Genomic DNA, 25804 nt, shown 5'->3' on the forward strand with positions numbered 1-25804 from the left:
GACCTTTCTGCTGAATTATTCTTCAGGCGTCGCTGCCGCCAAAGCGCGCGGCCCAGTCGGCGACCATGTCGTCGTCGATCTTCCTGAACAGGACCTCGCCCGATTTTACCGTGGCGCCCACCGAAAGTTTCGACAGCTCGGCCTTCGCGTCAGTGGTCGGCCAGTCGAGCGGCAGTTCGACGCCCACACAATCGGCAATGGACTGCGCCGCGAACGGCATCAGCGGCTGGGCCAGCACGGCGTACAGCCGCACCAGATTGAGGCCGTGACGCACGATGACGCCCGCACGCTCGACATCGGTCTTGAAGGCGGTCCACGGGGCGGCTTCCTGAAGGTACTCGTTACCCAGCACCCAGATGCGTCGCACGGCCTGAGCCGCCTTACGCATCTCCATCGCCTCGAAAGCTTCGGTCGCCTCGGTCAGCAGCGCCGACAGATCGGCATAGAGCTTGTCTTCCAGCGGCCCCGCCTCACCGCCGTGCGGGACCACGCCGCCGAACTTCGATTCGGTGAATTTCAGGATGCGATTGGCGAAATTGCCCAGCACGTCGGCCAGATCCTTGTTCACTGCGCCCTGGAACTGCTCCCAGGTGAAGGACGAATCCGAGCCTTCCGGCGACTGCGAAATCAGATACCAGCGCCAGTAATCAGCCGGCAGCAGCTCCAGAGCCTGATCCATGAACACGCCGCGGTTCATCGAGGTCGAGAACTTGCCACCGTACCAGTTCAGCCAGTTGAAGGCCTTCAACGTATCGACCATCTTCCACGGCTCACCCGAACCGATAATGGTCGCCGGGAAGCTCACCGTGTGGAAGGCGACATTGTCCTTGCCCATGAACTGGACGTAGGTGACATCGTCCGCGCCCTGATCCAGACGCCACCAGCTTTTCCAGCCGTCGGCGTCGCCCTCTGCGTTGAAATATTCCTGCGTGGCGCCGATATACTCCACCGGCGCATCAAACCACACGTAGAAGACCTTGTTTTCAAAGCCTTCACGCGGTTTTCCATCCTGGGTCACCGGCACGCCCCATTTCAGGTCGCGCGTGATGCCGCGATCGATCAGCCCTTCTTCGAGGTGCTTCATGGCGATGGATTTGGCCAATTGCGGCCACTCGGTCTTCGACTCGATCCAGGCCCGCAGTTGCGGCTCGACCCGGGTTTGCAGCAGGTACAGGTGCTTGGTGTCGCGCACTTCCAGATTGCGCGAGCCGGACACCGCCGAATAGGGATCGATCAGGTCGGTCGGGTCGAGCAGACGCCCGCAATTGTCGCACTGATCGCCGCGCGCCTTTTCGAACTTGCAATGCGGACAAGTCCCTTCGACATAGCGGTCCGGCAGGAAGCGGCCGTCATCGATGGAATAGACCATCTTGTCGGTGCGTTCCTCAATCAGGCCGTTCCTGTCCAGCGCCTCGCAGAACATCTGGGTCAGTTGGCGGTTTTCGGGCGAAGACGAGCGCCCGAACCAGTCGTAGCTGAGCCCGAAAGCCTCACCGGCGGTCTTCTGGATCAGATGCTGCTCGTCGCAATAGGTCTTGACGTCCTGACCGACCTTGGCGGCGGCCAGTTCGGCAGGCGTGCCGTGCTCGTCCGTGGCGCAGATGTACAAGACCTCGTGCCCGCGCGCGCGCATGAACTGCGCATAGACATCGGCCGGCAGCATGGACCCGGCCAGATTGCCGAGGTGCTTGATGCCGTTGATATAGGGAAGCGCGGAGGTGATCAGGATACGGGACATGCTCGGACCGTTTAAAACTCGGAAATCGGCTTGTCTCTTAGACCATTTTGCCGCCCTGCACACAGGTTTGATGCGCCCGATACGAAAAAATCTGCGGCACCGGCGGTAAAGCCGTTGCGTTCGGCATCAGGCCCCGGCATAAGGGCGGCCCTGTGTGCGATGTGTCTTTATGACTCGCACCGTGCCGGTTTAGCTCAGTTGGTAGAGCAGTTGTTTTGTAAACATCAGGTCACGAGTTCGAATCTTGTAACCGGCACCATCTATTTTCAAACAAAATCAGTACATTAAAGACGCGGGCCCACTAGAACGACCGGATATGGTCCGATGCTCAGCAATTGGCATCGCACCTGTGACCCCTACGATGTCAACGTAATACTCTCCCGATTATCTCGGCTAGCCCGTCAAACCGGCTAAGCAGACTTAACGACTTCGACCATCTGTTCCTCCAGCGCTGCTCGCTTTCGCCTTGTCATGACGAACCCGCTCGAAGCTCTGTGTCCGTCCTCAATGATCGTCCAAATGCCAGCGATCTCGTTTCCGTCGTCTGACAAATGCCCCTCATACATGACGCTGTGCGACCAATCACCGGAACCGTCATAGGTCTTCACGAACGATATCGACGAACCGTGCCTACTGCCTTCGACGAAAGCGCCTTGATCGGTCAGGAACGCGACGTCGTCCGAAACCGTCTCCGTCATGGACCCGAAGAAACTGCTGCCCGTCTGGATCAAACGTGCGGTGAAATCGCAGGGCTCCATCCGCCAATCAGACGGATAGCTATATGTACCGCCCCATGTGCCAGTAATCGTATCCACTATCCCCCCCTTTGCCGACCCGTCACTCTACCAGAGCTAAAGCAAAACGCGGCCCCGTTTCCGGAACCGCGTTTAAAATGACTCAGAAGCATAAGTCGCTGTGAGGCGGCGAGAAGGGTTGGCTTTCGAGCACCCGATGCGACGTGTACTTGTGTACACGAGCTAGGGCGCAGAGAAAGACGGCCCTTCGCAGCCCCTCACAGTAGACTTAGGCCGCGCCGCCGCCACGCTTTTCGGCGTATATGAGCAACGGCTGGGCGCGTTCTTCGACGACTTCGGCGTTGATTACCACCTCTTCGACACCCTGCATGTTGGGCAGTTCGTACATGGTGTCGAGCAGGATGCCTTCGAGGATCGAACGCAGGCCGCGCGCGCCGGTCTTGCGGACGATGGCCTTCTTGGCGACGGCGAACAGCGCCTCCTCCGTGAAGGTCAGGGTCACGTTTTCCATCTCGAACAGACGGGCATATTGCTTGACCAGCGCGTTCTTCGGCTCGGTCAGTATCTTGACCAGAGTTGCCTCGTCGAGGTCTTCCAGCGTCGCCAGAACCGGCAGACGGCCGATGAATTCCGGGATCAGGCCGAACTTCATCAGGTCATCGGGCTCGACCTGGTGCAGGACTTCGCCGAGACGACGCTCTTCCGGGTCCTTCACGGTCGCGCCGAAGCCGATCGAGGTGCCCTTGCCGCGGCCGGAAATGATCTTCTCCAGACCGGCGAAGGCGCCGCCGCAGATGAACAGGATGTTCGTCGTATCGACCTGCAAAAACTCCTGCTGCGGATGCTTGCGCCCGCCCTGCGGCGGCACGGAGGCGACGGTGCCTTCCATGATCTTGAGCAGGGCCTGCTGCACGCCTTCGCCCGACACGTCGCGGGTGATCGACGGGTTGTCCGACTTGCGCGAAATCTTGTCGACTTCGTCGATATAGACGATGCCGCGCTGGGCGCGTTCGACATTGTAATCGGCGGCCTGAAGCAACTTGAGGATGATGTTTTCGACGTCTTCACCGACATAACCGGCTTCGGTCAGGGTCGTGGCGTCGGCCATGGTGAACGGCACGTCGATAATGCGCGCCAGGGTCTGCGCCAGCAAGGTCTTACCCGAACCCGTCGGGCCGATCAGCATGATGTTCGACTTGGCCAGTTCCACATCATTGCCCTTGGCCGCGTGGTTCAGGCGCTTATAGTGGTTGTGCACGGCCACCGACAGGACCTTCTTGGCCTGCGACTGTCCGATGACGTAGTCGTCGAGAACTTCGCGAATTTCCTTGGGCGTCGGCACGCCATCCTTGGACTTCACGAAGGCGATCTTGTGCTCTTCACGAATAATGTCCATGCACAGTTCGACGCATTCATCGCAGATGAAGACGGTCGGACCGGCAATGAGTTTGCGCACCTCGTGCTGGCTCTTTCCGCAGAAGGAGCAGTAGAGGGTGCTCTTGCTGTCGCCACTGGCGGCTTTCGTCATAAGCGCTTCTCACCTTCGTTTGCGCCCGCCCTTCCCCGCTACGGAGAAAAAGCGGCGCTCTTCACACCGAATACTATGCACCTTTGACCTTTAAGAAAAGGTCATTTGGGTACGATTTTGGGCCAGACCCACATTGTAGCGGCCATCTATGCACAGATTAGACCAGGCCTCAACCACCCCGGTAATGCCAGCTATGGTTAAGGGTCTTTTTTGACGGCCCTGTTGCCTATATGGGATGGGGACCGACGATTGTAAGTCATCCGCCCTCTCCGCACAGGCCCACCGTGACCGCACCCCCACGCCCGATCCACGCCTTCGATTTCGACGGCACCCTGACCTATAAGGACAGCTTCACCGCCTTTCTGGCCTGGGAATGCGGCCATCTGCGGCTGGGGGCGGCCTTTGTCCGGCATCCCTATATGCTGATGGATTATCTGCGCACCCGCGACCGGGGCGCGCTGAAATCGCACCTGCTGTTCAACCTGCTGGGGCCGGTGACCCGTGACCATCTGCAAACGCGCTTTGGGGCCTTTGCCGAGGCCACCGGCGACCGGCTGTTCCGCCCCGACGCCATGCAGACATGGCGCGAAGTGGGACAGGACGCTCTGAGGGTCATCGTCACCGCCTCGCCCGAAATGCTTGTCGGACAGTTCGGTGAAAAGCTGGGGGCCGAACGCACGCTGGGCACCCGACTGGGCTTCGACGCCGATGACAGGCTGACGCCGCATCTCGATGGTTTCAACTGCCGCGGCGAGGAAAAGATGCGCCGCCTACGTCAAGTCTATGGTGACGCGCTCGACCTCGAAGCGGCCTATGGAGACACGTCGGGCGACCTTGAGATGCTCAAGGCCGCCCGGCAGGGTCATTACAGACGGTTCGTTCAGAAACCTTAGCCGTAAATTTAGGCGTTGCTGACCGGGTCGGTACGCTTTTCGTAGACGTGGTCGATCAGGCCGAACTCCTTGGCCTCGGCCGCCGTCATATAACGGTCGCGGTCCAGCGTGCGCTCGATGACGTCATAGGGCTGACCGGTGTGCTTGACGTAGATTTCGTTGAGCAGCTTCTTGGTCTTGCGGATGTCTTCGGCCTGAATTTCGATGTCCGAAGCCATGCCGCGTGCCCCGCCCGACGGCTGGTGCACCATGATCTTCGAGTTCGGCAAAGAAATGCGCTGACCGGCTTCACCGGCCTGCAGGATCAGCGAGCCGGCCGAAGCGGCCATGCCCATGCAGACCGTTGTCACTGGCGACTTGATATACTGCATCGTGTCGTAGATCGCCAGCGCCGAGGTCACCTGACCGCCGGGGCTGTTGATGTACATGGAGATTTCCTTCTTCGGGTTTTCCGATTCCAGGAACAGAAGCTGGGCGCAGATCGAGGTCGCCATGCCGTCTTCGAACGGACCGGTGAGGAAGATGATGCGTTCCTTTAGCATCCGCGAATAGATGTCGTAGGCGCGCTCGCCGCGGCTCGATTGCTCGATGACCGTGGGGATCAGGTAGCTGGTCAGGTTTTCGACTGGATCGCGCATGGAAGTCCCTAAGCGTTATGGGTTATGAGACCGCATCTAAGGCTGATTTGATTAACCGAAGGTGTGCGCAGTCCCCGTCCCGTTTAAATTGGCAATTTGCCAGGGCGTTTTCAAGTGGAGAAACGAAACGTCCGCACGGTGCAACTGCGGAGACACAGGTGCAAAAAAATGCCGGGGATGCCATCCCCGGCATTTTTTGATTTAACACCGACATCGCAACCCGCTCCAGGAAACGGGTGCAGGGCCTGAGGCCCTGCTTAGTCTTCTTCGTCGGCCAGCAGTTCTTCCTTGGTGATCGGCTCTTCGGCAACCTTGGCGGTGGCGAAGATGTGATCGACGACCTTTTCTTCATAGATCGGGGCGCGGATCTGGGCGGCGGCGGCGGGGTTCTGACGGTAGAAGTCGAACACCTGACGCTCCTGACCGGGGAAGTTGCGAGCTTCGCGGGCGATGGCCTGAGCCACTTCCTGCTCGGAAACCTGCACATTGTTCTTGGTGCCGATTTCGGCGAGGACCAGACCGAGGCGCACGCGGCGCTCGGCGATCTTCATGTACTCACCCTTCAGTTCGTCTTCCGACTTGCCGGCGTCTTCTTCCGACAGTTGACCGGCGGCCTTGTCCTGCTCGACCTGTTGCCAGATGCCCTGGAACTCGGCGTCCAGCATCTTCTTCGGCAGTTCGAAAGAGTGCTTCTCGTCGAGGATGTCCAGCAGGGCGCGCTTCATCTTGAAGCGAGCAGCCTGAGCGTACTGCTGTTGCAACTGGCCCTTGAGCAGTTCCTTCAGCGCGTCGAGGCCTTCAAGGCCGAGGCCCTTGGCCCACTCGTCGTCAGCCACGGCGTCCTTGGGGGCCGAAATTTCGTGCACGGTGGTCTCGAAGGTGGCTGCCTTGCCGGCCAGGTTGGCCGCGCCGTAATCGGCCGGGAAGGTTACGTTCAGCACGCGCTTTTCGCCGGTCTTGGCGCCGATCAGTTGCTCTTCGAAGCCGGGGATGAACTGACCCGAACCGATGACCAGTTCAGCGCCTTCCATCGAGCCGCCTTCGAACACTTCGCCGTCGATCTTGCCGACGAAGTCGATCTTCAGCTTGTCGCCGTCCGCGGCCTTGGGGGCCTTGCCGCCCTTGGCTTCGTACTGCTTGGTTTGCTTGAGGATGTTTTCGAGTTGCTCGGCCACTTCCTCTTCGGTCGGCTCATAAACCGGACGCTTCAGTTCCAGCGTCGACGGATCGACCGGCTCGAATTCCGGCATCTGCTCGACCGAGATTTCATAGGCCAGATCGGCTTCGCCCTTGATCACGGCGTCGATGTCGCCCACCGGCGTCAGTTCCGGTTGGCTGGCCGGACGCACCTTGTGCTGGTCCAGCGTGGCTTGCGAGGTTTCGTTGAGCTGTTCCTGAAGGATTTCGCTCATCAGTTCCTTGCCGTACAGCTTGCGAACGTGCGCCGCCGGCACCTTGCCCGGACGGAAGCCCTTGATTTGCATCTTGGGCGCGACTTCCTTGATCTTGGCGTCGAGCTTGGCGGCCAGGACGTCCTTGGCCACGGTCACTTCGTAGACGCGCGACAAACCTTCATTCAGTTTTTCAACGACTTGCATCGATTTATTTTACCTGTTGCGAAGGGCAGCTACCGAACGTCTCGTACGTTCGCGGAGTCTGGCACCGGTTCGCCGTTAGAGACAAACAACCGCCCGCGCGGACGGCGGGCGGCAAATTTAAAGATGCGCTCTTATGGCATGAGCGGGGATAAGGTCAACGATAAAAGAACGTTAGCGTTCCTTTTAAACCTCAGCCTTTTCGGGCTCCGGGTCCCCCAGTTGTCCCTCCCACTTGGCGACGACGGCTGAAGCGACCGTATTGCCCACCACATTGGTCGCCGAGCGGCCCATGTCGAGCAGGTGATCGACGCCCAGAACGATGGCGATCCACGCATCCGGCAGGCCGAAATAGCTGAGCGTCGCCATGATCACCACCAGCGAGGCGCGCGGCACACCGGCAATGCCCTTGGACGTCACCAGCAGCAGGAACAGCATCATCACCATCTGCGCCGTGGTGAACTCCACGCCGTGCGCCTGCGCGATGAACAGGGTGGCAAAGGTACAGTAGATCATCGAGCCGTCGAGATTGAACGAATAGCCCAGCGGCAGGACGAAGGAGACGATCTTGCGCGACACGCCGACCTTGGGCAGGCCGTCGAGCAGCTTGGGATAGGCCGCTTCCGACGAGGCGGTCGAGAAGGCCAGCAGCGCCGGTTCGCGCGACGCGCTGAGGACGCGGAAAATCCGCGTGCCCACAAAGATAAAGCCCGCTGTGATGATCACCAGCCACAGCACGCCCAGCGCCGAATAGAAGCCGCCGATGAACTTGGCATAGGTGACGAGGATGGGCAGGCCCTGCTTGGCGACCGTGGCGGCCAGCGAGCCGAAGATGGCGAACGGCGCGAACATCATGACCAGTTCGGTCACCTTGAGCATGATCGCCGCGCCCTGCTCGGCCAGACGCATGATGTCGGGCGACTTGTCGTCCAGCATGGCGATGGCCGTACCGACGAAGACCGAGAAGACGACGATCTGAAGGATCTCGTTCTTGGCCATGGCGTCGATGATCGACGACGGAATCATGTGGGTGATGAACGATTCCAGCGTGAAGCTGGAGGTATTGGGGGCGGTGATGGCGTCGCCGGCAGCCTGAAGGTTCATGCCGGCACCGGGTTGCAGCCATTCGACCATGACGATGCCGAGCAGAAGCGAGACGATCGACGCCCCGATGAACCAGCCCAGCGCCTTGCCGCCGATACGGCCCACAGCGGCGGCGTCTTCCATATGCCCGATGCCGGCGACCAGCGTGAACAGCACCAGAGGCGCGATGATCATCTTGATCAGCAGCAGGAAGACCTTGGTCAGCAGGCCGTAGATCGAAATGGCCTGTTCCAGTTGTGCGGCATCCAGGTACTGATTGCTGGCCCATCCCGTGGCCACGCCCAGCACCATCGCTGCGATAATGAATAATGCGAACTTGTTTTTCACGGAGCACTCCCGCCGTATCTGTTGCAGCAGACACTAAACATGTGCGCCGTAATGGCAAGAGGGCGGCGCAGGCCCTGCCTGTGGGCAAGCCGTCAGTTCGCAGCCATTTCGATCAGCGTATCGACGGTGCGCAGATTGCGCGCGGTCATATTGGCCTTCAGGAACCGCGGCAGCTTTTCGGCCAAGACCGACTTGCCGAAACCCTGCGGCGTATAGAGATAGAAGACCCCCTCCCCCATGTGGAACCGCTCGCCCTGCGTGGCCAGCGCCGACAGACCGTCAGGATCGTAGGTTTTTATCGGCCCCGTGATGAACATCAGATGCACCTGCTTGTGCGCATCCTCGCCCTCAGGTTCGTAAGGACAGGCCGCCCGCATGGCGCGCACCTGATCGAGGCTGAGGATATGACATTCGGGCGTGAAGCCGAAACGCGCGCCGATATCGGCACTGACCTTCTGACCGAGGTTTTCCGTATCGCCCCCGGCTTCGAACACCGCATTGCCGCTCTGGATATAGGTGCGGACATTGTCCAGCCCCAGCGCGGCCAGGCCCTCGCGCCAGTCCTTCATCGGCAGCTTGTTATGGCCGCCGACATTCACTCCGCGCAGCAGTGCAATACAGATAGTCATGCCGGTCTCCGTGACATCACGTAAACCTTTGAATGAAAAGGGCAGCCCGCACAAGACGAACCGCCCCTTCGCGCCGCGTTAGGATTGCAGCTTTGCGATGGCTTCAATCTCACTCTTGTTCAACGTCTCGATAGATTTGTCGAATATGGCCAGACTTTCGTCGCGCTTGGTGATGAGTTCCAGCCGTTTGGCGAACAAATCGGTCTTCTTTCCGTCGGCGCCGGCAATGCTGGAAGGATCGGCGCCCTGACTTTGAAGAGACGAAATCACGGAGTCGAGTTGCGCTATCGACAATTCAAACATTTTCACTGTCTGAGAGCGTTTTTCGGCAAGAGATGTTCTGTGGCAACCGAATACGCCACTCAGATCGGATGTCATTTCGCGTTGCTGGTTCTTCTTCGTTTCCGCAATGCGATTTTGCAGCGCATCGGACCTGTCCTGTATCGGGCCCGGATTGATAACCACGCTTGTCACGGTAAATTGCGGCACACCGATAATCCATTTCTGACGCTGCATCGAAAATTCCGGTACTCCCATCACCACAGACGTGTCGTCCCACCGGAATTCAGGTATGCCCATCCTGATGCGTTGTTCCTGCATGAAGGTTGTTGGAACATCCATGTATATGTCGCTCCAGCGAACCGTGCATTTCGGTATCCCTTTAGTTCTCCCTCCAAAGGGTAGCGATATCCAGGTGTCCTCGCAGAACGTTTCCGGATACTGCCCCGTCTTGACTCTCTCCATACGTGTGCTGGGCGTATGAAAAATTATATCCCTGTCTTTTACTGTGGTTTGCGGCACGCCGAAAATCAGCTTCTGATCTTTCATAGTCACTGTAGGCGTGTCGAATATCACCTCGGTATTTGCCCATTTGACCGTACCGTCCAAAACGACGGCATCATTCTTAATATCGTCACCTTCCTTTGAATAGCCGTCATATATGCCTTGGTATTTTTGGATATTGCGCTCCATTACCGAGCGTTCGGCCTGACACTCGTTGTCCTGAGCAATGGCTCCCGTGGCGAAAACGGTCGCCGCCACCGACAGCCCCATCATACTCCAATACGACTTAGACATTGAAACCCCCTTGCGGATTGAACCGGTCGAATTCGACCACCAAAAGCGTGGGTTCATTTTATCTCATTTGCAATCTTGGATTGTTAATTTTAGCAAAGCGTGCCGTTAAAAACACTCCCAAGTAGTATTTTAAAGTTGACTGTCAAATCCGTCGATAAGGTCGGAACGAACAAAAAGGTATTGCTTTCCAAATGCGTGGAAGCAGGATACAAGCCCTACCGCGCGGCTATGGCGGAATTGGTAGACGCACCAGATTTAGGTTCTGGCGCCAAAAGCGTGGGGGTTCGAGTCCCTCTAGCCGCACCACTCCTCTTCAGGATGATGCTTTTCTCAGACCTCATTTCGATCCGGAATGATGGTGTTAATCTGGCGTCGCATATTTGCCACTATATTCCTACTAATTTTGTTTTATAATTAAACGCGCGCTTATAAAAAGTTTATTAAATCAAAACCGATCCGCACATGTATTGTTGATGCGTATAGAGTTTTCGGACGTTGCACTTCAGATTGTTTAGAAAATCTAATCGTAATCCGCAGAACATTTGCCTCTGCTCATCCCTTTAAATGGGGCTATGCCGCACCAAGATATGGTCCAGTTTAAGCCATGTTCTGTTCAGGAGCCCCTCCAATGTCTACCTTCAAGCACCGCACGCTGGCCGCCGCATTGACCGCGACGACGGCCCTCACGCTCATCTCATTCCCCGCCTTCGCGCAGGACGCTTCTGCCGAGGATGACGTCACCGAAGTCGTCGTCACCGGCAGCCGCGCCCAGCCGCGTTCGCGCCTCGACACCCTCGCTCCCGTCGATGTGATCCGCAAGGACGCCCTCGACGCCCAGGGCTCGACCGAACTGGCGCAGACCTTATCGCGCGCCGCGCCGTCGCTGACCTTCCCGCGCCCGTCTGCCGTCGATGGCACCGACAGCGTGCGTCCCGCCTCGCTGCGCGGCCTCAGCCCGGATCAGACGCTGGTCCTGGTCAATGGCAAGCGCCGCCATTCGTCGGCTCAGGTCAACACCAACGGCTCGACGGGCCGCGGCTCGTCGGCGGTCGATCTGAACGCCATCCCGACCGCCGGACTGAGCAATGTCGAAATCCTGCGCGACGGCGCCTCGGCGCAGTACGGTTCGGACGCCATCGCCGGCGTGGTCAATCTGCGCCTGCGCGAAGCCCGTTCGGGCGGCAGCCTGTCGGCCAGCTACGGTCAGTACAATACCGAGGTCGAAGCCGCGCGCTCGTCGCGCAAGGAAAACGACGGCAGCACCTATAATGTCGCCGGCTGGATCGGCCTGCCTCTGGGCTCGGATGGCTTCCTCACCGTGTCGGGCGAATACCGCAACCGCGAATCGACCAACCGCGCCGACGTCGATCCGCGCGTGACGCCGAACCGCGTCACCGGCCGTTACGGCGATCCGGAGCAGGAGAGCCTCGCCCTGTTCGCCAATGCCGGCAAGCCGCTGCAGAACGGCTGGGAACTCTACGGCTTCGCCAGCTTCCAGGATCTGGAATCCGAAAGCGCCGCCTTCTTCCGCACCGCCACTAACGCCAATAACCATCAGGGCCTCTACCCTAACGGTTTCCTGCCGCTGATCAGCGTCAAGTCCAAGGACTATTCGGCGACCGCCGGCACGCGCGGCCAATGGGGCGACTGGACGTCCGACTACTCCCTGACCTGGGGTCGCAACGAGCTGGATTACAACACACTGAACTCCGTCAACGGCTCGCTGACCTCCGGCTCGAAGACCAGCTTCTACGACGGCACGGTGACCTACGACCAACTGGTGTTCAATGCCGACATCAGCCGCGAATTCGCCATCAGCCTGTACAGCCCCCTGACCGTGGCCATCGGCGTCGAAGCCCGTCACGAGAATTATCAGATCGAAGCCGGCGAATTGCAATCCTATCAGGCCGGCCCGCTACTGGGGCAGACCGACATCAATCCCGGCGCGCAGGGCTTTATCGGCTTCCGCCCGTCGAACGCCGTCGATGTCAACCGCGACAATGTCGGCCTCTATACCGAAATCAGCGCCGACATCACCCCGCGCCTGAGCTTCGCCGCCGCCGCACGCGCCGAAAACTATTCGGACTTCGGCGACAACCTGTCGGGCAAGCTGTCGCTGCGCTACGAACTGACCGACAATCTGGCCCTGCGCGGTTCGGTGTCGTCGGGCTTCCGCGCGCCGTCGCTGCAACAGCAGTATTTCACCTCCACCGCCTCGGTCGTTTCCGGCGGCGTGGTGGTCGAAACCGGCACCTTCCCGGCCTCCTCCGCCGTGGCCAAGGCTCTGGGCGCGCCGGAACTGGAAGCCGAAGAGTCCACCAACTTCGCCACGGGCTTCGTCTACCGCAAGGGCCCGTTCGAACTGACGCTCGACGCCTACCGCATCAACATTGATAACCGCATCGTCCTGACCGAGAATATCTCCGGCACGACGGAGATCTCCAACCTGCTGCGTCCCTACGGCGTGTCGGCGGCACGCTTCTTCACCAATGGCGTGGACAGCGAAACGACGGGTATCGATCTGGTGGCCAATTATCGCCTGCCGACCGACACCTACGGTCGCTTCAACTTCAACCTCGCCTGGAACACGGGCAACACCGAGATCACCCGCCTGCCGGGCGCCAGCACGACCTCGAACCTGCAAAACCCGCCGGTTCTGTTCGCGCGCATCCGTCAGTATATCCTCACCAACTCGACGCCTGAGAACAAGGGTTCGGCAACCGTTGACTGGACCGGCGGCAAGTGGGCGGTGAACGGTCGCGCCACCTATTATGGCGACGTGATCGACGCCGCCGCGGCTTCCGCCAGCGACATCCACACGGGGGAAAAGACGCTGGTGGACCTGTCGGCCAGCTACAAGCTGACGGCCAAAACCTCGGTGACGGTCGGCGCGGACAACGTCTTCGACGTCTATCCGGACAAGACGCTGGCCTCGCTGCAAGGGTCGCAGGGCGCGCTGGCCTTCACGCGCTTCTCGCCCTTCGGCTTCAACGGCCGTTATGTCTATGCGCGCCTGACCCACAACTGGTAGGCCTGACTGGTAATAAGCGACCACACCCTCTCGAAGCCCCGCAGGACGCCTGCGGGGCTTTTTTCGTCGCCTGCTCACGTAAAAGAGGGACTTGCGGGTTGCGCGGTTCATGGCATCATTGCGGCCATGATGACGCAAAGCCTCGCCAAGATCGCCCGTATCCTCGTCCTGACCGCCGCAACGGCGGCGCTGTCCGCCTGTGGCGGTGGGGGCGGCGGAGGCGGCGGCTCCACCTCCACGCCCTCGACCGGTGGCGGCGGTAGCGTCACCGGGTGGGTCAGCGGCGTGTTTCAGGCCGCCAGCACCTTCAAGGACAAGTGCGAAACCGTGCGCACCGGCCTCGACATCGAAGGCAACCGCTTCCCGGACAAGACCGGCACGGCGCTCGACGAAAAGAACTGGCTGCGCTCATGGACGCGTGAAACCTATCTGTGGAACACCGAGGTCACCGATACCGACCCGGCCAATGGCGGCACGCGCACCCAGTATTTCGCCGGGCTGAAGACCTTCGCCAAAACCGCTTCGGGCAAGGACAAGGACGAATTCCACTTCAGCGAAGCCACCGCCGACTATCTGGCGCGCCGCAACGCCACAGCGACGGCCAGCTACGGCATGGAGCTGGTGGCCAATTCGACCACCACGCCGCGCGATTTCCGCGTCCTCTATACCGAGCCCGGCTCGCCCGCCGCCGGTGTGGTGCCGCGCGGCGCGCGCCTCCTCAAGGTCAATGGCTACGACCTCGTCAACGACAACACGCAAACCGGCGTCAATGCGCTGAATGCCGGGCTTTTCCCCGCCAGTGCCGGCATATCGACGAACTTTGAGCTGCGGCTGGTCGACGGAACCACCAGGACCGTCACCCTGACCTCGGCCAATGTCAGCCCCAAGGCCGTCAACAAGAGCAGCGTGCTGACCGACGGCAGCGCCAAGGTCGGCTATATCCTGTTCAACACCTTCAGCCCCTATTCGAGCGAGACCGAGATCGTCTCGGCCGTGCGCGACATGCAGACCGCCGGGGTCAACGACCTGATCCTCGACCTGCGCTATAATGGCGGCGGGCTTCTGGCCGTGGCGTCGCAGCTCAGCTACATGATCGCCGGCAATACGCGGACCAATAACCGCACCTTTGAAAGTCTGAAATTCAACGCCGCCGCAGGGGCGAACAATCCCGTGACGGGTCAACCGAACAACCCCGTACCCTTCTATAAGGAAGGCCTGGGCTTCAGCGTCGCCTCCGGCACATCATTACCCAGCCTCAACCTGTCGCGCGTCTTCATCCTGTCCACCGCCGACACCTGCAGCGCCTCCGAAGCGGTGATCAACGGCCTGCGCGGCGTGGGTGTCGAGGTCATCCTGATCGGCGGCAAGACCTGCGGCAAGCCCTACGGATTCTACCCGCAGGACAATTGCGGCGAGACCTATTACACCGTGCAGTTCCAGGGCGTGAACGACCTCGGTTTCGGCGACTATGCCGACGGCTTCGTGCCGAACAACACCACGGCCACCAGCGGCGTCAAGTTGCCAGGCTGCGTCGCCAGCGACGACCTGACCCGCGACCTCGGTGCCGCGGCTGAGGGGCTGGTCAGCACGGCCCTCAGCTATCGGCGCACCGCATCGTGCCCGGCAACGGCCATCAGCTTCGCCGCGGCCGACACCGCCGTGCAATCGGCCGGACCGGTGAGCAGCGGCACAGGCCCGGCCATCGTGCCCCCCAAATGGATCATGGACGTCAACCGCGACATGACCCTGCCGGGAGGCCGCTGATGCGCCGCATTATGCTTACCGGGCTATTGTGCGCGCTGGGGCTTGGCGGCTGTCAGACGATGGCGGCGGTAAAGGCCGTGCCAGCCAGCGTCGATATGAGCCACCCGGAAACCGTCCGCCGCCTCAAGGCCGCTCTGGCCCCGGTGATGGGACGAGCCCATATCGAATTTGGGCCCAGCGCCGCAACCCAGACCACAATGCTGGGCGTGTTGCCGCCCCCTTTGGGCCCGCTTGAGACCCACTCCACCGCCGTTCCCACCCTCTTCGATGTGATGATCCGGGACGGGAAATGCCTGGCCGTGCGGCACGATACAGGGGCTGAAACGGAATTGAAGGGCGTGACCTGCCGTCCGGTCTGATCGAGACTTATCCCCGCCTTTAACAGGCTGTGGATTGGAGTTAAGTGGACATTCGCGCACGGGCCGAATCACGGCAGCGACAGCGCCTTTCGTACCTGCTTAAACACCCCGATGAACACCACCATGCTCGATGCCCCCCTGCCCGTTTCGGCCGACGCGCCCCACGCCCTGCCGCACAATCTCGAAGCCGAACAGGCCCTGCTGGGCTGCCTGATGTTCGACAACGGTGCCTATGAGCGCATGTACGACGGGCTGGCGGCGCGGCATTTTTACGAGCCCTTCCATCAGAAGCTGTTCGGCACCATCGAAGAACAGATACGCATCGGGCATCTGGCCGAGCCCATCGTGCTGCTGGACAAGTTCAAGAACGATCAGGCCTTCAACGACCTCGGCGGCATCCGCTACCTGGCCGACCTGGTCGATCGCGCCCCGCCGGCGGCCAATGCGTCGGACTATGCCCGCGTCATCTACGATCTGGCCCTGCGCCGCGACCTGATCCGTCTGGGCGGCGAGATCGCCCGTTCGGCCACGCTTGACGAAAACGGCCGCGACCAGATCGAAAAGGCCGAAGCCCAGCTCTATGAAATGGCCGAAAAAGGCACATCCTCGACCGGATTCAAGACCTTTTCCGAAGCGGTCACAGGGGCCATCAGCCACGCCGAGGAAGCCTTCCACCGCGATGGCGGCCTGTCGGGTCTGGCCACGCGACTGGACGACCTCGACCGTCAGATCGGCGGCCTGCACAAGTCGGACCTGATCATTCTCGCCGGGCGTCCCTCGATGGGCAAGACCGCCCTGGCCACCAATATCGCCATGAACGTGGCCAAACGCTACCGCTTCGAGATTCAACCCGACGGCACGCGCAAGACGGTCGATGGCGGCGTCGTCGCCTTCTACTCGCTCGAAATGTCCGCCGATCAGTTGGCCACCCGTCTGCTGGCCGACGCGTCCGGCGTGTCCTCCGACCGCCTGCGTAAAGGCGAAATCGACGCAGTGGAGTTCGGCCGGCTGAAAGACGCGGCGATGGAGATCGCCTCCTATCCGCTATACATCGACGACACCGGCGGCCTGAGCCTCGCCAAACTGACCGCCCGTGCGCGTCGCCTGAAACGCACCGCCGGCCTCGACTGCATCGTCGTCGACTACCTGCAGCTCGTAACGCTGGGAGATTCTAACATGAACCGCGTGCAGGAAGTCTCGACCATCACCATGGGCCTCAAATCGCTGGCCAAAGAGCTTCAGGTGCCGGTCATCGCCCTGTCGCAGCTTTCGCGTCAGGTCGAAAGCCGCGACGACAAACGCCCGCAACTGTCGGACCTGCGTGAATCCGGCTCTATCGAGCAGGACGCCGATATCGTGATGTTCGTGTACCGCGAAAGCTATTATCTCGGCCGCGCCGAACCCAAGGAAGGCACGCCCGAACACCTGCAATGGCAGGAGGATATGGACAAGCTGCGCGGCACCGCCGAAGTCATCATCGGCAAGCAGCGTCACGGCCCCATCGGCACGGTGCGTCTGTCGTTCGACGAAAACGTCACGCGATTCGGCAATCTGGCGCGTTCGGACAGATACGATAACTATCAGTAAGAGAAGAAGAAGAAGAAGAAGAAGAAGAAGAAGAAGAAGATTCTCCACAGATGGCCACAGATGCACACAGATAAGCGGCGTGCGTGGCTGGCCGTTCAGGGGAACCACAGATTTCACAGAATTTGAGTTTCCGACGTCATGCTACAGGCGTCAGTCCCTCTGACGGCGCGAAGCGCCATCTGTGAAAATCTGTGGTTCTCAAAATTTAAGGACGGCCCCGATCAACCCCGTCAGACGTCACGCTCGATACATCTGTGTGCATCTGTGGCCATCTGTGGAGAATTTTTCCTCCCAAAAGTTCGCAATTTGTTCTGGATTTACGCAACTACACGGGCTATCTGTTGCGCAGCATAAATCCAGTCCCGCGAGCGAATCATGTCCAAGGCCCAGGCCGTTTTTGTCTGTCAGTCCTGCGGGATGACCCACACCAAATGGGCGGGTCAGTGCACGGGTTGCCTGAGCTGGAACACCCTCGTTCAGGAAAGTTTTTCCGCCCCGCCGGGCAGTCTGAAACCCGAAACCTCGCCGTCGAAAATTTCAAGGCTTTCAAAGCTCAACTTCGAAACTCTTGATGCGCATGACGAGGCGCCTCAGCGCATGGTCACCGGCATCGAGGAGTTCGACCGCGTGTGCGGCGGCGGCATTGTGCCCGGCTCGGCCATATTGCTGGCCGGCGATCCCGGCGTCGGCAAATCGACCCTTTTGCTGCAGGTCACCGCCAATGCGGCGATGCGCGGATTGAAGGTCGCCTATATTTCCGGCGAAGAGGCCGTGGAGCAGGTGCGCGGTCGCGCCCTGCGCATGGGCCTTAACAAAGCCCCCGTCGATCTGGCCGCCGAGACAAGTTTGCGCACCATTCTCGACGCCCTGAAACGCGACAGCTACGACCTGGTTATCATCGACTCCATACAAACTCTGTGGTCCGACGCCATCGATGCGGCGCAGGGCTCGGTGTCGCAGGTGCGCGCCTGCGCCGGCGAACTGGTGCGGCTGGCCAAGAAGAACCGCGTCGCCATGATCCTGGTCGGCCACGTCACCAAGGAGGGCCAGATCGCCGGGCCGCGCGTGGTCGAGCACATGGTCGACGCCGTGCTGTCGTTCGAGGGCGAGCGCGGCTATCCGTTCCGTATCCTGCGCGGTTCCAAAAACCGCTTCGGCGCAACGGACGAGATCGGTGTGTTCGAAATGGGCGACGGCGGCCTGCGCGAAGTGCCCAACCCCTCGGCCCTGTTCCTCGGCGACAATGACGAGCGTGCGTCGGGTTCCGCCGTCTTTGCCGGTATCGAAGGCTCGCGCCCGGTGCTGGTCGAAATTCAGGCGCTGGTTTCCCCCTCGGCGCTCGGCACGCCCCGGCGCGCCGTGGTCGGCTGGGATTCCGGGCGGCTGGCCATGATCCTCGCCGTGCTGGAATCGCGCTGCGGGCTGGGGTTTGGCGGCAAGGACGTCTATCTCAATGTCGCGGGCGGGCTGAAGATCAACGAGCCCGCCGCCGACCTCGCCGCGGCGATGGCGCTGGTCTCGGCCCTGCTCGATCAGCCCCTGCCAAAGGCGTCGGTCATCTTCGGTGAAATCAGCCTGTCGGGCGAGGTGCGCGGCGTCTCGCGTATGGAAGGCCGCATGAAGGAGGCGCTGAAACTCGGCTTCTCGAACGCCATCGCCCCAACTGCGGCCTTGGAAAACGCCCCGTTTGATGTCAAAACATACTCGCACTTGGTTAACGCCATGGGGGCGTTCGACATGAACGGGTGATGTGGGGCATCGTTTTTTTATGAAAAACGCCACAATGGTTAACGCACCATCGTAACGATGGTACGCGACCCAACCATGCTACGGGGACACATATGCAGGGCTACGATCTTATCTTTCTCGGTATTCTGTTGTTTTCCTGCCTGTCGGGGTTCACGCGCGGCGCGACGCGCGAAATCGTCGGCACGGCCTCCTTCATTCTGGCGGTGATCATCGCTATCTGGCTGGCCCCGTGGCTGCAATCGACCTTCCACCTCGGCGAACTCTTCGCGCTGGTCGTCATCATCATCGTCTTTATCGCGGCCTATTTCGGCATTCGGGCGCTGGGCAACAACCTGTCGGAAAAGGTCAACAAACAGCAGATGGCCGGCTATGCCGACCGCACGCTGGGCGTGGCCTTCGGCGTGCTGCGCGCCCTGGCGGTTCTCGGCTTTATCCATTTGCTTTTCTCGGTCGTTCTGCCTAAAGGAAAGCCCGATTGGTTCACCGAGGCGAAGGTTTATCCCCTGAGCGTTCAGTGCGCCAGGGTCATCGTTTCGGTCGCCCCGTCGTGGGCGAAATACGCCGACAGCGTGGCCACGCCCGACAAGTAGGGGATCTGGGACAAAGGGTGCCGCAAGGCTTTTCCGGGGCTTCCATTTCTCCTTATACCGACTATATGGAGGCGGCCCCTCCCCTGTCTCGCGTCAGGCCTTCACTGGCCTCAAAGGTAAGATCATGCTGACCTCGCCCTCGGAACTGTCGGATAGCTTCGTTTCGCGCGATCCCGACGACGATACCCTGCGCCTCGAATGCGGCGTGTTCGGCATCTACGGCATGGAGGACGCATCGGCGGTCACCGCGCTGGGGCTGCACGCCCTCCAGCACCGCGGGCAGGAAGCCTGCGGCATCGCCTCGTGCGACGGCCGCCGCTTCTACACCGAACGTTCCCACGGACTGGTCAGCGACGTCTTCACCGATCCCGACCTGATCAAGCGCATGCCCGGCCACGCCTCGATCGGCCACACGCGCTATTCCACCGCCGGCGGGTCGCACCTGCGCAATGTGCAGCCGATGTTCGCCGACCTCGATTCCGGCGGCATAGCCATCGCCCATAACGGCAACCTGACCAACTTCATGTTCCTGCGCACGAAGCTGGTCGCCGAAGGCGCCATCTTCCAGTCGACCTCCGATTCCGAAGTCATCCTGCACCTGATCGCCCGCTCGCGCAGCATCAAGATCATCGACCGCTTCATCGACACCCTGCGCGACATCGAAGGCGGCTTTGCGCTGGTCGCCATCACCCGTAAGGGCATGATCGGCGCGCGCGACCCGCTGGGCATCCGCCCGCTGGTGATCGGCAAGCTGGGCCACGCCTATGTGCTGGCGTCTGAAACCTGCGCGCTGGACATGATCGGCGCGGTCTTCGTGCGCGATGTCGAGCACGGCGAAGTGGTGCAGATCGACGAGGACGGGCTGAAATCCTATAAGCCGTTCGAGCGTAAGGCCGCCCGTCCGTGCCTGTTCGAGTATGTCTACTTCGCCCGCCCCGACTCGGTCGTGAACGGCAAGTCGATCTATGAGGTGCGCAAGGCCATGGGCCGTCAGCTGGCCCTCGAACATCCCGCCGACGCCGACATCGTCGTGCCGGTCCCCGATTCGGGCGTCCCCGCCTCGCTCGGCTTCTCGGAAGAATCAGGCCTGCCGTTCGAACTGGGTATCATCCGCAACCACTATGTCGGCCGCACCTTCATTCAGCCGACCCAGAACATCCGCGATCTGGGGGTGCGCAAGAAGCACTCGCCCAACCGCGTCGTGCTGGAAGGCAAGAAGGTCATCCTGATCGACGATTCGATCGTGCGCGGCACCACCTCGGTGAAGATCGTGCGCATGGTCCGCGCCGCCGGGGCCAAGGAAGTCCACCTGCGTTCGGCTTCGCCGCCCATCCTGTGGCCCGACTATTACGGCATCGACATGCCGGACCGCGCCAAGCTTCTGGCCGCGCAGCATTCCATCGAGGAAATGCGTCAGATGCTGGAATGCGACTCGCTTGGCTTCCTCTCAGTCGATGGCCTGTACAAGGCCATGGGGCATGACGGCCGCAATAACGATCAGCCGCAATATACCGACCACTATTTCACCGGCGACTATCCGACCCGTCTGACGGACAAGGACATCGCCGCCGAGGCCGAAGCCAGCGGCCAGCAATTGTCGCTTCTGGCCAACACATAAAAAACAAGGACAGGGCGATGATCGACACCCTTTTGCAGGGGCGCATCGCCCTCGTCACCGGCGCGTCGCGCGGTATTGGCCGCGCCGCGGCGCTGGGTCTGGCCCGCGCGGGGGCGCATGTCATCGCCTGCGCGCGCACGACCGGCGCGCTGGAAGAACTGGACGATCAGATCTTCGCCGAAACCGGCCGCCACGCCACGCTCATCCCCTTCGATCTGGCCGACGGTGCGGCGCTGGAGCGCATCGGCGGCGCGGTCTATGAGCGTTTCAAAAAGCTCGACATTTTCGTCCATGCGGCGGCGACTCTGGGGTCGCTCACCCCCGTCTCGCATTACGAGCCCAAGGATTTCAACCGCGTCATCACGCTGAACCTCAACGCCACCTATCGCCTGATCCGTCAACTGGAGCCGGTGATGAAGTTTTCCGACGCCGGGCGCGCCATCTTCATCTCGTCGGGCGCTGCATCCAATCCGCGCGCCTTCTGGGGGGCCTATGCCGCCTCCAAGGCCGGGATGGAGGCGCTGGTGCGCACCTGGGCCGACGAGATGGAGGTCACCCCTATCCGCTGCGCCATCGTCAATCCGGGAGCCATGCGCACCCGCATGCGCGCCGAAGCCTTTCCGGGCGAAGATCCGCAAACCCTGCCCCTGCCCGAAGAGGTCGTCCCGCTGATCATCGAACTGGCGCGACCCGACCTGACGCCGACGCTGGACACCATCCATCTGCGGGAATGGGCTCATTCCGGCCACGCATAACCGGCGAAGATTCTTCCAAGTAAAACAAGGATTCAGGTTCACTTTTTGACGCGATTCCGTCAAATAGACTCATGACCCACGCCCTGCTGAACACCGACACCCACTACCCCAAACCCGACAGCGCCGCGCTTCTGGACGAGTTGGCGCAGTACGTCATCGCCGAGCCCTATCCCTTCGTCGTCGATCTGGAAACGTCGCGCGGCATGGAACTGGCGACCGTCGACGGCGACCGCATCACCGACTGGTGCGGGCTCTACGGGTCGCGCCTGATCGGTTACAACCACCCGCGCCTGTACGAACCCGACTATATGCGCCGGCTGGTGGTGGCGGCCAATACCAAGATGGCCAATCCGGACTTCCTGACGCGCGAATGCCTCGACTATTACCGCCTGCTGCACGCCCTGCGCCCGAAGTGCATGAGGCAGGAACGCGTCGAGGTCTACGCCGTCAATTCCGGCGCCGAAGCGGTCGAGAACATGATGAAATACCTCATCAATCTCCACCACAAGAAAATGCAGGCGCAAGGCAGGACCGTCCACAATCACCGGTTCATCTATTTCGAGCAGGCCTTCCACGGCCGAACGGTGTTCGCGCTCAACATCACCAAGCTGTCGAACGATCCCATCGCCACACGCGACTATCAGGGGCTGATTCAGGGTAATCTTCAGGTGCCCTTCCCAGAATATGACAGCCGCCGCCGCGAGGCCGACAATCAGCGCGAGGTCGATAAGTGTCTGGCAACGCTCGACTATCTGATGTCGACCTATCGCGACGAGATCGCCGGCGTTATCCTTGAGCCGCTGCAGGGGGCGGGCGGGCATCGGCTGGCCCTGCCGCGCTTCTATCAGGAGCTGTCGCGCCTGTGCCATCAACACGGCATTGCGTGGGGGCTGGACGAGGTGCAGACCTCCGGGGGTCAGACCGGCGAAGTCTTCTCCATCGATCTGTTCGACGTGCCGCACCCACCGCAGGCCGTCGCCACCGCCAAGAAGTTCGGCAATGGCGTCGTCTATATGCTCAATTCGATGGAAGACATCGGCGTGCTCGATTCGACCTGGGGCGGCTCGCTGTCGGACATGGTGCGCTTCTGCGAAGAGTGGAAGATTGTCGAGGACGAAGGCCTGCTGCAACAGGTCGAGACCAAGGGCGCGCGCCTGTTCGGCGGGCTGAACAGCCTGGTCGAAAAATACCCCGACACCATGGGCAATGTGCGCGGCCTCGGCCTCTATCAGGGTTTCAGCCTGCTCTATGCGCCGAACAAGGCGCGGCTGATCGACATGGCGCTGGAACAGGAAAACCTGCTGCTACTGGGTGCGGGGACGGACTCGATCCGCTTCCGCCCGCCGCTGGACGTCAGCGAGGCCGAGATCGATGAACTGATCTGCAAGCTGGGCCGACTGGTGGAGCAACTCTGATGCAAAGACGTTTCCAACTGGTCGATGTCTTCCATTCGGGGCCGTTCAGCGGCAACCCGGTGGCCGTGGTGCTCGATTCCGAGGGCCTGACGACCGAAGACATGCAGCGCATTACACGCTGGTTCAACCTGTCGGAAACGACCTTCCTGCTGCCGCCAGAGACACCCGACGCCGATTATCGCGTGCGCATCTTCACGCTCGACCGCGAACTGCCCTTTGCCGGGCATCCGACGCTGGGGTCGGCCCATGCGTGGCGGCTGGCGGCGGGTTCCGACCAGGCCGAACTGATGCAGCAATGTGGCGTCGGGCTGGTCAATGTGCGCTTCGACGGCAGCCGACCGGCCTTTGCCGCGCCGCCGCTGATCCGCAGCGGCCCCGTGGACGACGCGCAGATCGCCGATATTATCGAGGTCCTGCGCATCGGACGTGACCAGATCAGCGCCGAATGGGCCGACAACGGTCCGGGTTGGATTCTGGTGCAACTGACATCCGCCGAAGCGGTGCTGGCGGTCGATCCGTTACGCTATCTCGACCGTCGTGTCGAAATCGGTCTGGTCGGCGCGCACCCGGCCGGGCACGACACAGCCTTCGAAATCCGCGCCCTGTTCAGCGACGCCTCTGGCGGCATTATCGAAGACCCGGTGACGGGCTCGCTCAATGCCTCGGTCGCCCAGTGCCTGCTGGCCGATGGTCGCGCCACCGCGCCCTATGTCGCGGCTCAAGGGACGAAGCTGGGCCGCGCCGGGCGCATCCATGTGTCAGAAGCCGACGGCGATATCTGGATCGGCGGCGAGACGCGCACCCTGTTCAGCGGCACCGGCAATTTCTAGCTCCCTCCTCCCCTGTTGCAAAGCGTACGGGGGAGGTGCTGAGCGAACGAAGTGCGTCGAAGCGGAGGGGGCAAATTCCAAGGCTTTCGCCCCCTCCGTCATTTTTCACTAACGCTCAAAATGCCACCCGCACCGGCGGCCCGGTCCCCCGCTTTGCAGGGGAGGATGTTTTTTTACCGCTTCCCCTTACCCGCAGGCTTGCTGCGGCCGCCGGGGCCTGCGGCGCCGGGCTTGGTCGAAGGCCCTGTGCTGCGCGAGGTGCGCGCCTTGACGACGACCTTCGGCGCGGACGCTCCCTTGGGTTTCTGCTTCACGCGGTTGGGGTGCGCCGGTTTTTCACCCGGCTTCGATTTCGGCTTGGCGCGGGCGCGCGGCGGACCGCTGGTGTCCTTGCCCGAATTGTCGTCGAACGGATTGATCCCGGCATTGGCCTTGACCGTCAGGCGAATAGGCACGCCCGGCATATCAAAAGATTCGCGCAAGCTATTGATCATATAGCGTTGATAGTGCGCGGGCATAGCATAGGCGCGGCTGGCGAACAGCACAAATGTCGGCGGGCGGCCCTTGGTCTGAGCCATGTATTTCGGCTTGATGCGCTTGCCATCCACGGCGGGGGGCGGGTGACGCTGGATGGCCAGTTTCAACCAGTCATTGAGGTCGCGCGTCTTCACCTTGGCCGACCAGTTGCGATAGGCCTTGAGGATGGCCGGCATCAGGCGATCCAAGCCGCGCCCGTTCAGCGCCGACAACGCCACGAACGGCGCACCGCGCAGTTGCGGCAACATGCGTTCAGCGGTCTCGCTCAGTTCCGACAGACGCGCCTGCGGCTCCTCGGTCGTGTCCCACTTGGAGATGACGTAAATCAGGGCACGGCCTTCGCGTTCGACCAGATCGGCGATTTGCAGATCCTGGGTCTCGAAGGCGTTTTCCTGATCCATGACCAGCACGACGACTTCGGCGAAGGTGATGGCGCGGATGGTGTCGGCGGTCGACAGTTTTTCGAGCTTTTCCTGCACGCGGGCCTTGCGACGCAGACCGGCGGTGTCGACCAGACGGATCTTGCGGCCTTCATATTCCCAATCGACCGAGATCGAATCGCGGGTGATGCCGGCTTCCGGTCCGGTCAGCAGGCGGTCTTCGCCCAGCAGGCGGTTGATCAGGGTCGACTTTCCGGCGTTTGGACGACCGATGATGGCAATACGGATGGGCTTGGTGTCCTCATCCTCGTCTTCGTCCTCATCGACGATATAGTCGCCCTCGAAAAGCTGACGGTATTTTTCCAGCGCCTCGTAAAGCTCGGAAATCCCTTCACCGTGCTCCGCCGACAGGTGCAGAGGTGCGCCGAAACCGAGAACGTGCGCCTCTTCCGCCCCGGCGAAACCGGCATGGCCCTCGGCCTTGTTCGCGATCAGCAGGACCGGCTTGTCCTTATGGCGCAGGATTTCGGCGAAGATGCGATCCAGCGGCACGACGCCTTCGCGGGCATCGACGACGAACAGCGCGACATCGGCCTCTTCGATGGCTTTTTCGGTCTGAATGCGCATACGCGATTCGAGCGAACTATCGTCCACGTCCTCGAAACCGGCGGTGTCGATGAGGTCGAGATCGATGTCGCCGATATTGCCCGTGGCGTAGCGGCGGTCGCGCGTCACGCCGGGCTGGTCATCGACGATGGCCAGTTTCTTGCCCGCGAGGCGGTTGAACAGGGTGGACTTGCCGACGTTCGGACGGCCGACAATGGCGATTTTTAAGGTCATGACGGGGTTATTACAGGAGATACTGTGTAAAAAAAAGAAAAGATGCAGGGGACTTGTCCCCTGCA

General features: G+C 61.1%; 20 protein-coding genes and 2 tRNA genes. 13 read left to right on the forward strand and 9 right to left on the reverse strand.

The window, feature by feature from the left end; translation table 11 throughout:
* Positions 1 to 22: 22 nt before the first annotated feature.
* Entirely contained in the window at positions 23 to 1738 is a 1716-nt protein-coding gene (metG, locus tag LH365_RS08540) for a methionine--tRNA ligase (RefSeq protein WP_226743227.1), read from the reverse strand.
* A 183-nt stretch (positions 1739 to 1921) separates the two neighbouring features.
* On the opposite strand from metG, the gene LH365_RS08545 reads away from it, so the two are divergent.
* A tRNA-Thr gene (locus LH365_RS08545) sits at positions 1922 to 1997 on the forward strand.
* A gap of 151 nt (positions 1998 to 2148) precedes the next feature.
* On the opposite strand, the gene LH365_RS08550 is transcribed toward LH365_RS08545, so the two are convergent.
* Both LH365_RS08550 and clpX read right to left on the reverse strand, forming a co-directional pair.
* Positions 2149 to 2553 carry a hypothetical protein gene (locus LH365_RS08550; protein ID WP_226743228.1) on the reverse strand — a complete coding sequence of 135 codons (405 nt, stop codon included), beginning with the start codon at positions 2551 to 2553 and terminating at the stop codon, positions 2149 to 2151.
* 208 nt (positions 2554 to 2761) lie between these two features.
* The gene (gene clpX / locus LH365_RS08555) at positions 2762 to 4021 is read right to left on the reverse strand and encodes an ATP-dependent Clp protease ATP-binding subunit ClpX (RefSeq protein ID WP_226743229.1); all 1260 of its coding nucleotides are present in this window, start codon (positions 4019 to 4021) and stop codon (positions 2762 to 2764) included.
* Between the two features lie 284 nt (positions 4022 to 4305).
* Between clpX and LH365_RS08560 the strand changes: the two genes are divergently transcribed.
* Positions 4306 to 4914 carry an HAD-IB family hydrolase gene (locus LH365_RS08560; protein ID WP_226743230.1) on the forward strand — a complete coding sequence of 203 codons (609 nt, stop codon included), beginning with the start codon at positions 4306 to 4308 and terminating at the stop codon, positions 4912 to 4914.
* 8 nt (positions 4915 to 4922) lie between these two features.
* Here LH365_RS08560 and LH365_RS08565 read toward each other — a convergent pair whose 3' ends face one another.
* The 5 genes from LH365_RS08565 to LH365_RS08585 form a co-directional block, all read right to left on the reverse strand.
* Positions 4923 to 5552: an ATP-dependent Clp protease proteolytic subunit gene (locus LH365_RS08565; protein WP_013480178.1), complete on the reverse strand. Its 630-nt coding sequence runs from the start codon at positions 5550 to 5552 to the stop codon at positions 4923 to 4925.
* Positions 5553 to 5809: 257 nt separating this feature from the next.
* Positions 5810 to 7150 (reverse strand): trigger factor, encoded by a 1341-nt coding sequence (tig, locus tag LH365_RS08570; protein ID WP_226743231.1) that lies wholly within the window; start codon positions 7148 to 7150, stop codon positions 5810 to 5812.
* A gap of 183 nt (positions 7151 to 7333) precedes the next feature.
* The gene (locus tag LH365_RS08575) at positions 7334 to 8578 is read right to left on the reverse strand and encodes a dicarboxylate/amino acid:cation symporter (RefSeq protein ID WP_226743232.1); all 1245 of its coding nucleotides are present in this window, start codon (positions 8576 to 8578) and stop codon (positions 7334 to 7336) included.
* Positions 8579 to 8670: 92 nt separating this feature from the next.
* Positions 8671 to 9207 carry a DUF1697 domain-containing protein gene (locus tag LH365_RS08580; protein ID WP_226743233.1) on the reverse strand — a complete coding sequence of 179 codons (537 nt, stop codon included), beginning with the start codon at positions 9205 to 9207 and terminating at the stop codon, positions 8671 to 8673.
* A 78-nt stretch (positions 9208 to 9285) separates the two neighbouring features.
* A complete protein-coding gene (locus LH365_RS08585; RefSeq protein WP_226743234.1) occupies positions 9286 to 10284 on the reverse strand; it encodes a hypothetical protein in 999 nt (332 codons plus the stop codon).
* Positions 10285 to 10506: 222 nt separating this feature from the next.
* On the opposite strand from LH365_RS08585, the gene LH365_RS08590 reads away from it, so the two are divergent.
* The 11 genes from LH365_RS08590 (at position 10507) to LH365_RS08640 (ending at position 23982) form a co-directional block, all read left to right on the forward strand.
* Positions 10507 to 10590 (forward strand) — tRNA-Leu (locus tag LH365_RS08590).
* A 322-nt stretch (positions 10591 to 10912) separates the two neighbouring features.
* Positions 10913 to 13315 (forward strand): TonB-dependent siderophore receptor, encoded by a 2403-nt coding sequence (locus tag LH365_RS08595; RefSeq protein WP_226743235.1) that lies wholly within the window; start codon positions 10913 to 10915, stop codon positions 13313 to 13315.
* A 126-nt stretch (positions 13316 to 13441) separates the two neighbouring features.
* Positions 13442 to 15079, forward strand: coding sequence for a S41 family peptidase (locus LH365_RS08600; RefSeq protein WP_226743236.1), 1638 nt, complete (start codon positions 13442 to 13444; stop codon positions 15077 to 15079).
* Positions 15079 to 15438: a hypothetical protein gene (locus LH365_RS08605; protein ID WP_226743237.1), complete on the forward strand. Its 360-nt coding sequence runs from the start codon at positions 15079 to 15081 to the stop codon at positions 15436 to 15438. Before LH365_RS08600 ends, LH365_RS08605 begins: the two co-directional genes overlap by 1 nt.
* Positions 15439 to 15561: 123 nt before the next feature.
* Positions 15562 to 17025 carry a replicative DNA helicase gene (locus LH365_RS08610; protein ID WP_370639722.1) on the forward strand — a complete coding sequence of 488 codons (1464 nt, stop codon included), beginning with the start codon at positions 15562 to 15564 and terminating at the stop codon, positions 17023 to 17025.
* A 375-nt stretch (positions 17026 to 17400) separates the two neighbouring features.
* Positions 17401 to 18774 (forward strand): DNA repair protein RadA, encoded by a 1374-nt coding sequence (gene radA / locus LH365_RS08615; RefSeq protein ID WP_226743239.1) that lies wholly within the window; start codon positions 17401 to 17403, stop codon positions 18772 to 18774.
* Positions 18775 to 18866: 92 nt separating this feature from the next.
* A complete protein-coding gene (locus tag LH365_RS08620; protein ID WP_226743240.1) occupies positions 18867 to 19364 on the forward strand; it encodes a CvpA family protein in 498 nt (165 codons plus the stop codon).
* Between the two features lie 124 nt (positions 19365 to 19488).
* Positions 19489 to 20982 (forward strand): amidophosphoribosyltransferase, encoded by a 1494-nt coding sequence (purF, locus tag LH365_RS08625; protein WP_107872826.1) that lies wholly within the window; start codon positions 19489 to 19491, stop codon positions 20980 to 20982.
* A 17-nt stretch (positions 20983 to 20999) separates the two neighbouring features.
* Positions 21000 to 21737, forward strand: a complete 738-nt coding sequence (locus LH365_RS08630; protein WP_226743241.1) for an SDR family NAD(P)-dependent oxidoreductase — start codon at positions 21000 to 21002, stop codon at positions 21735 to 21737.
* 71 nt (positions 21738 to 21808) lie between these two features.
* Positions 21809 to 23152 (forward strand): aminotransferase class III-fold pyridoxal phosphate-dependent enzyme, encoded by a 1344-nt coding sequence (locus LH365_RS08635; protein WP_226743242.1) that lies wholly within the window; start codon positions 21809 to 21811, stop codon positions 23150 to 23152.
* Positions 23152 to 23982: a PhzF family phenazine biosynthesis protein gene (locus LH365_RS08640; RefSeq protein ID WP_226743243.1), complete on the forward strand. Its 831-nt coding sequence runs from the start codon at positions 23152 to 23154 to the stop codon at positions 23980 to 23982. Before LH365_RS08635 ends, LH365_RS08640 begins: the two co-directional genes overlap by 1 nt.
* Positions 23983 to 24155: 173 nt before the next feature.
* Here the strand turns inward: LH365_RS08640 and der are convergent, their stop codons facing one another.
* The gene (der, locus tag LH365_RS08645; protein ID WP_226743244.1) at positions 24156 to 25739 is read right to left on the reverse strand and encodes a ribosome biogenesis GTPase Der; all 1584 of its coding nucleotides are present in this window, start codon (positions 25737 to 25739) and stop codon (positions 24156 to 24158) included.
* Positions 25740 to 25804: the final 65 nt, after the last annotated feature.

The sequence above is a fragment of the Asticcacaulis sp. AND118 genome, assembly GCF_020535245.1.
GTDB lineage: Bacteria > Pseudomonadota > Alphaproteobacteria > Caulobacterales > Caulobacteraceae > Asticcacaulis.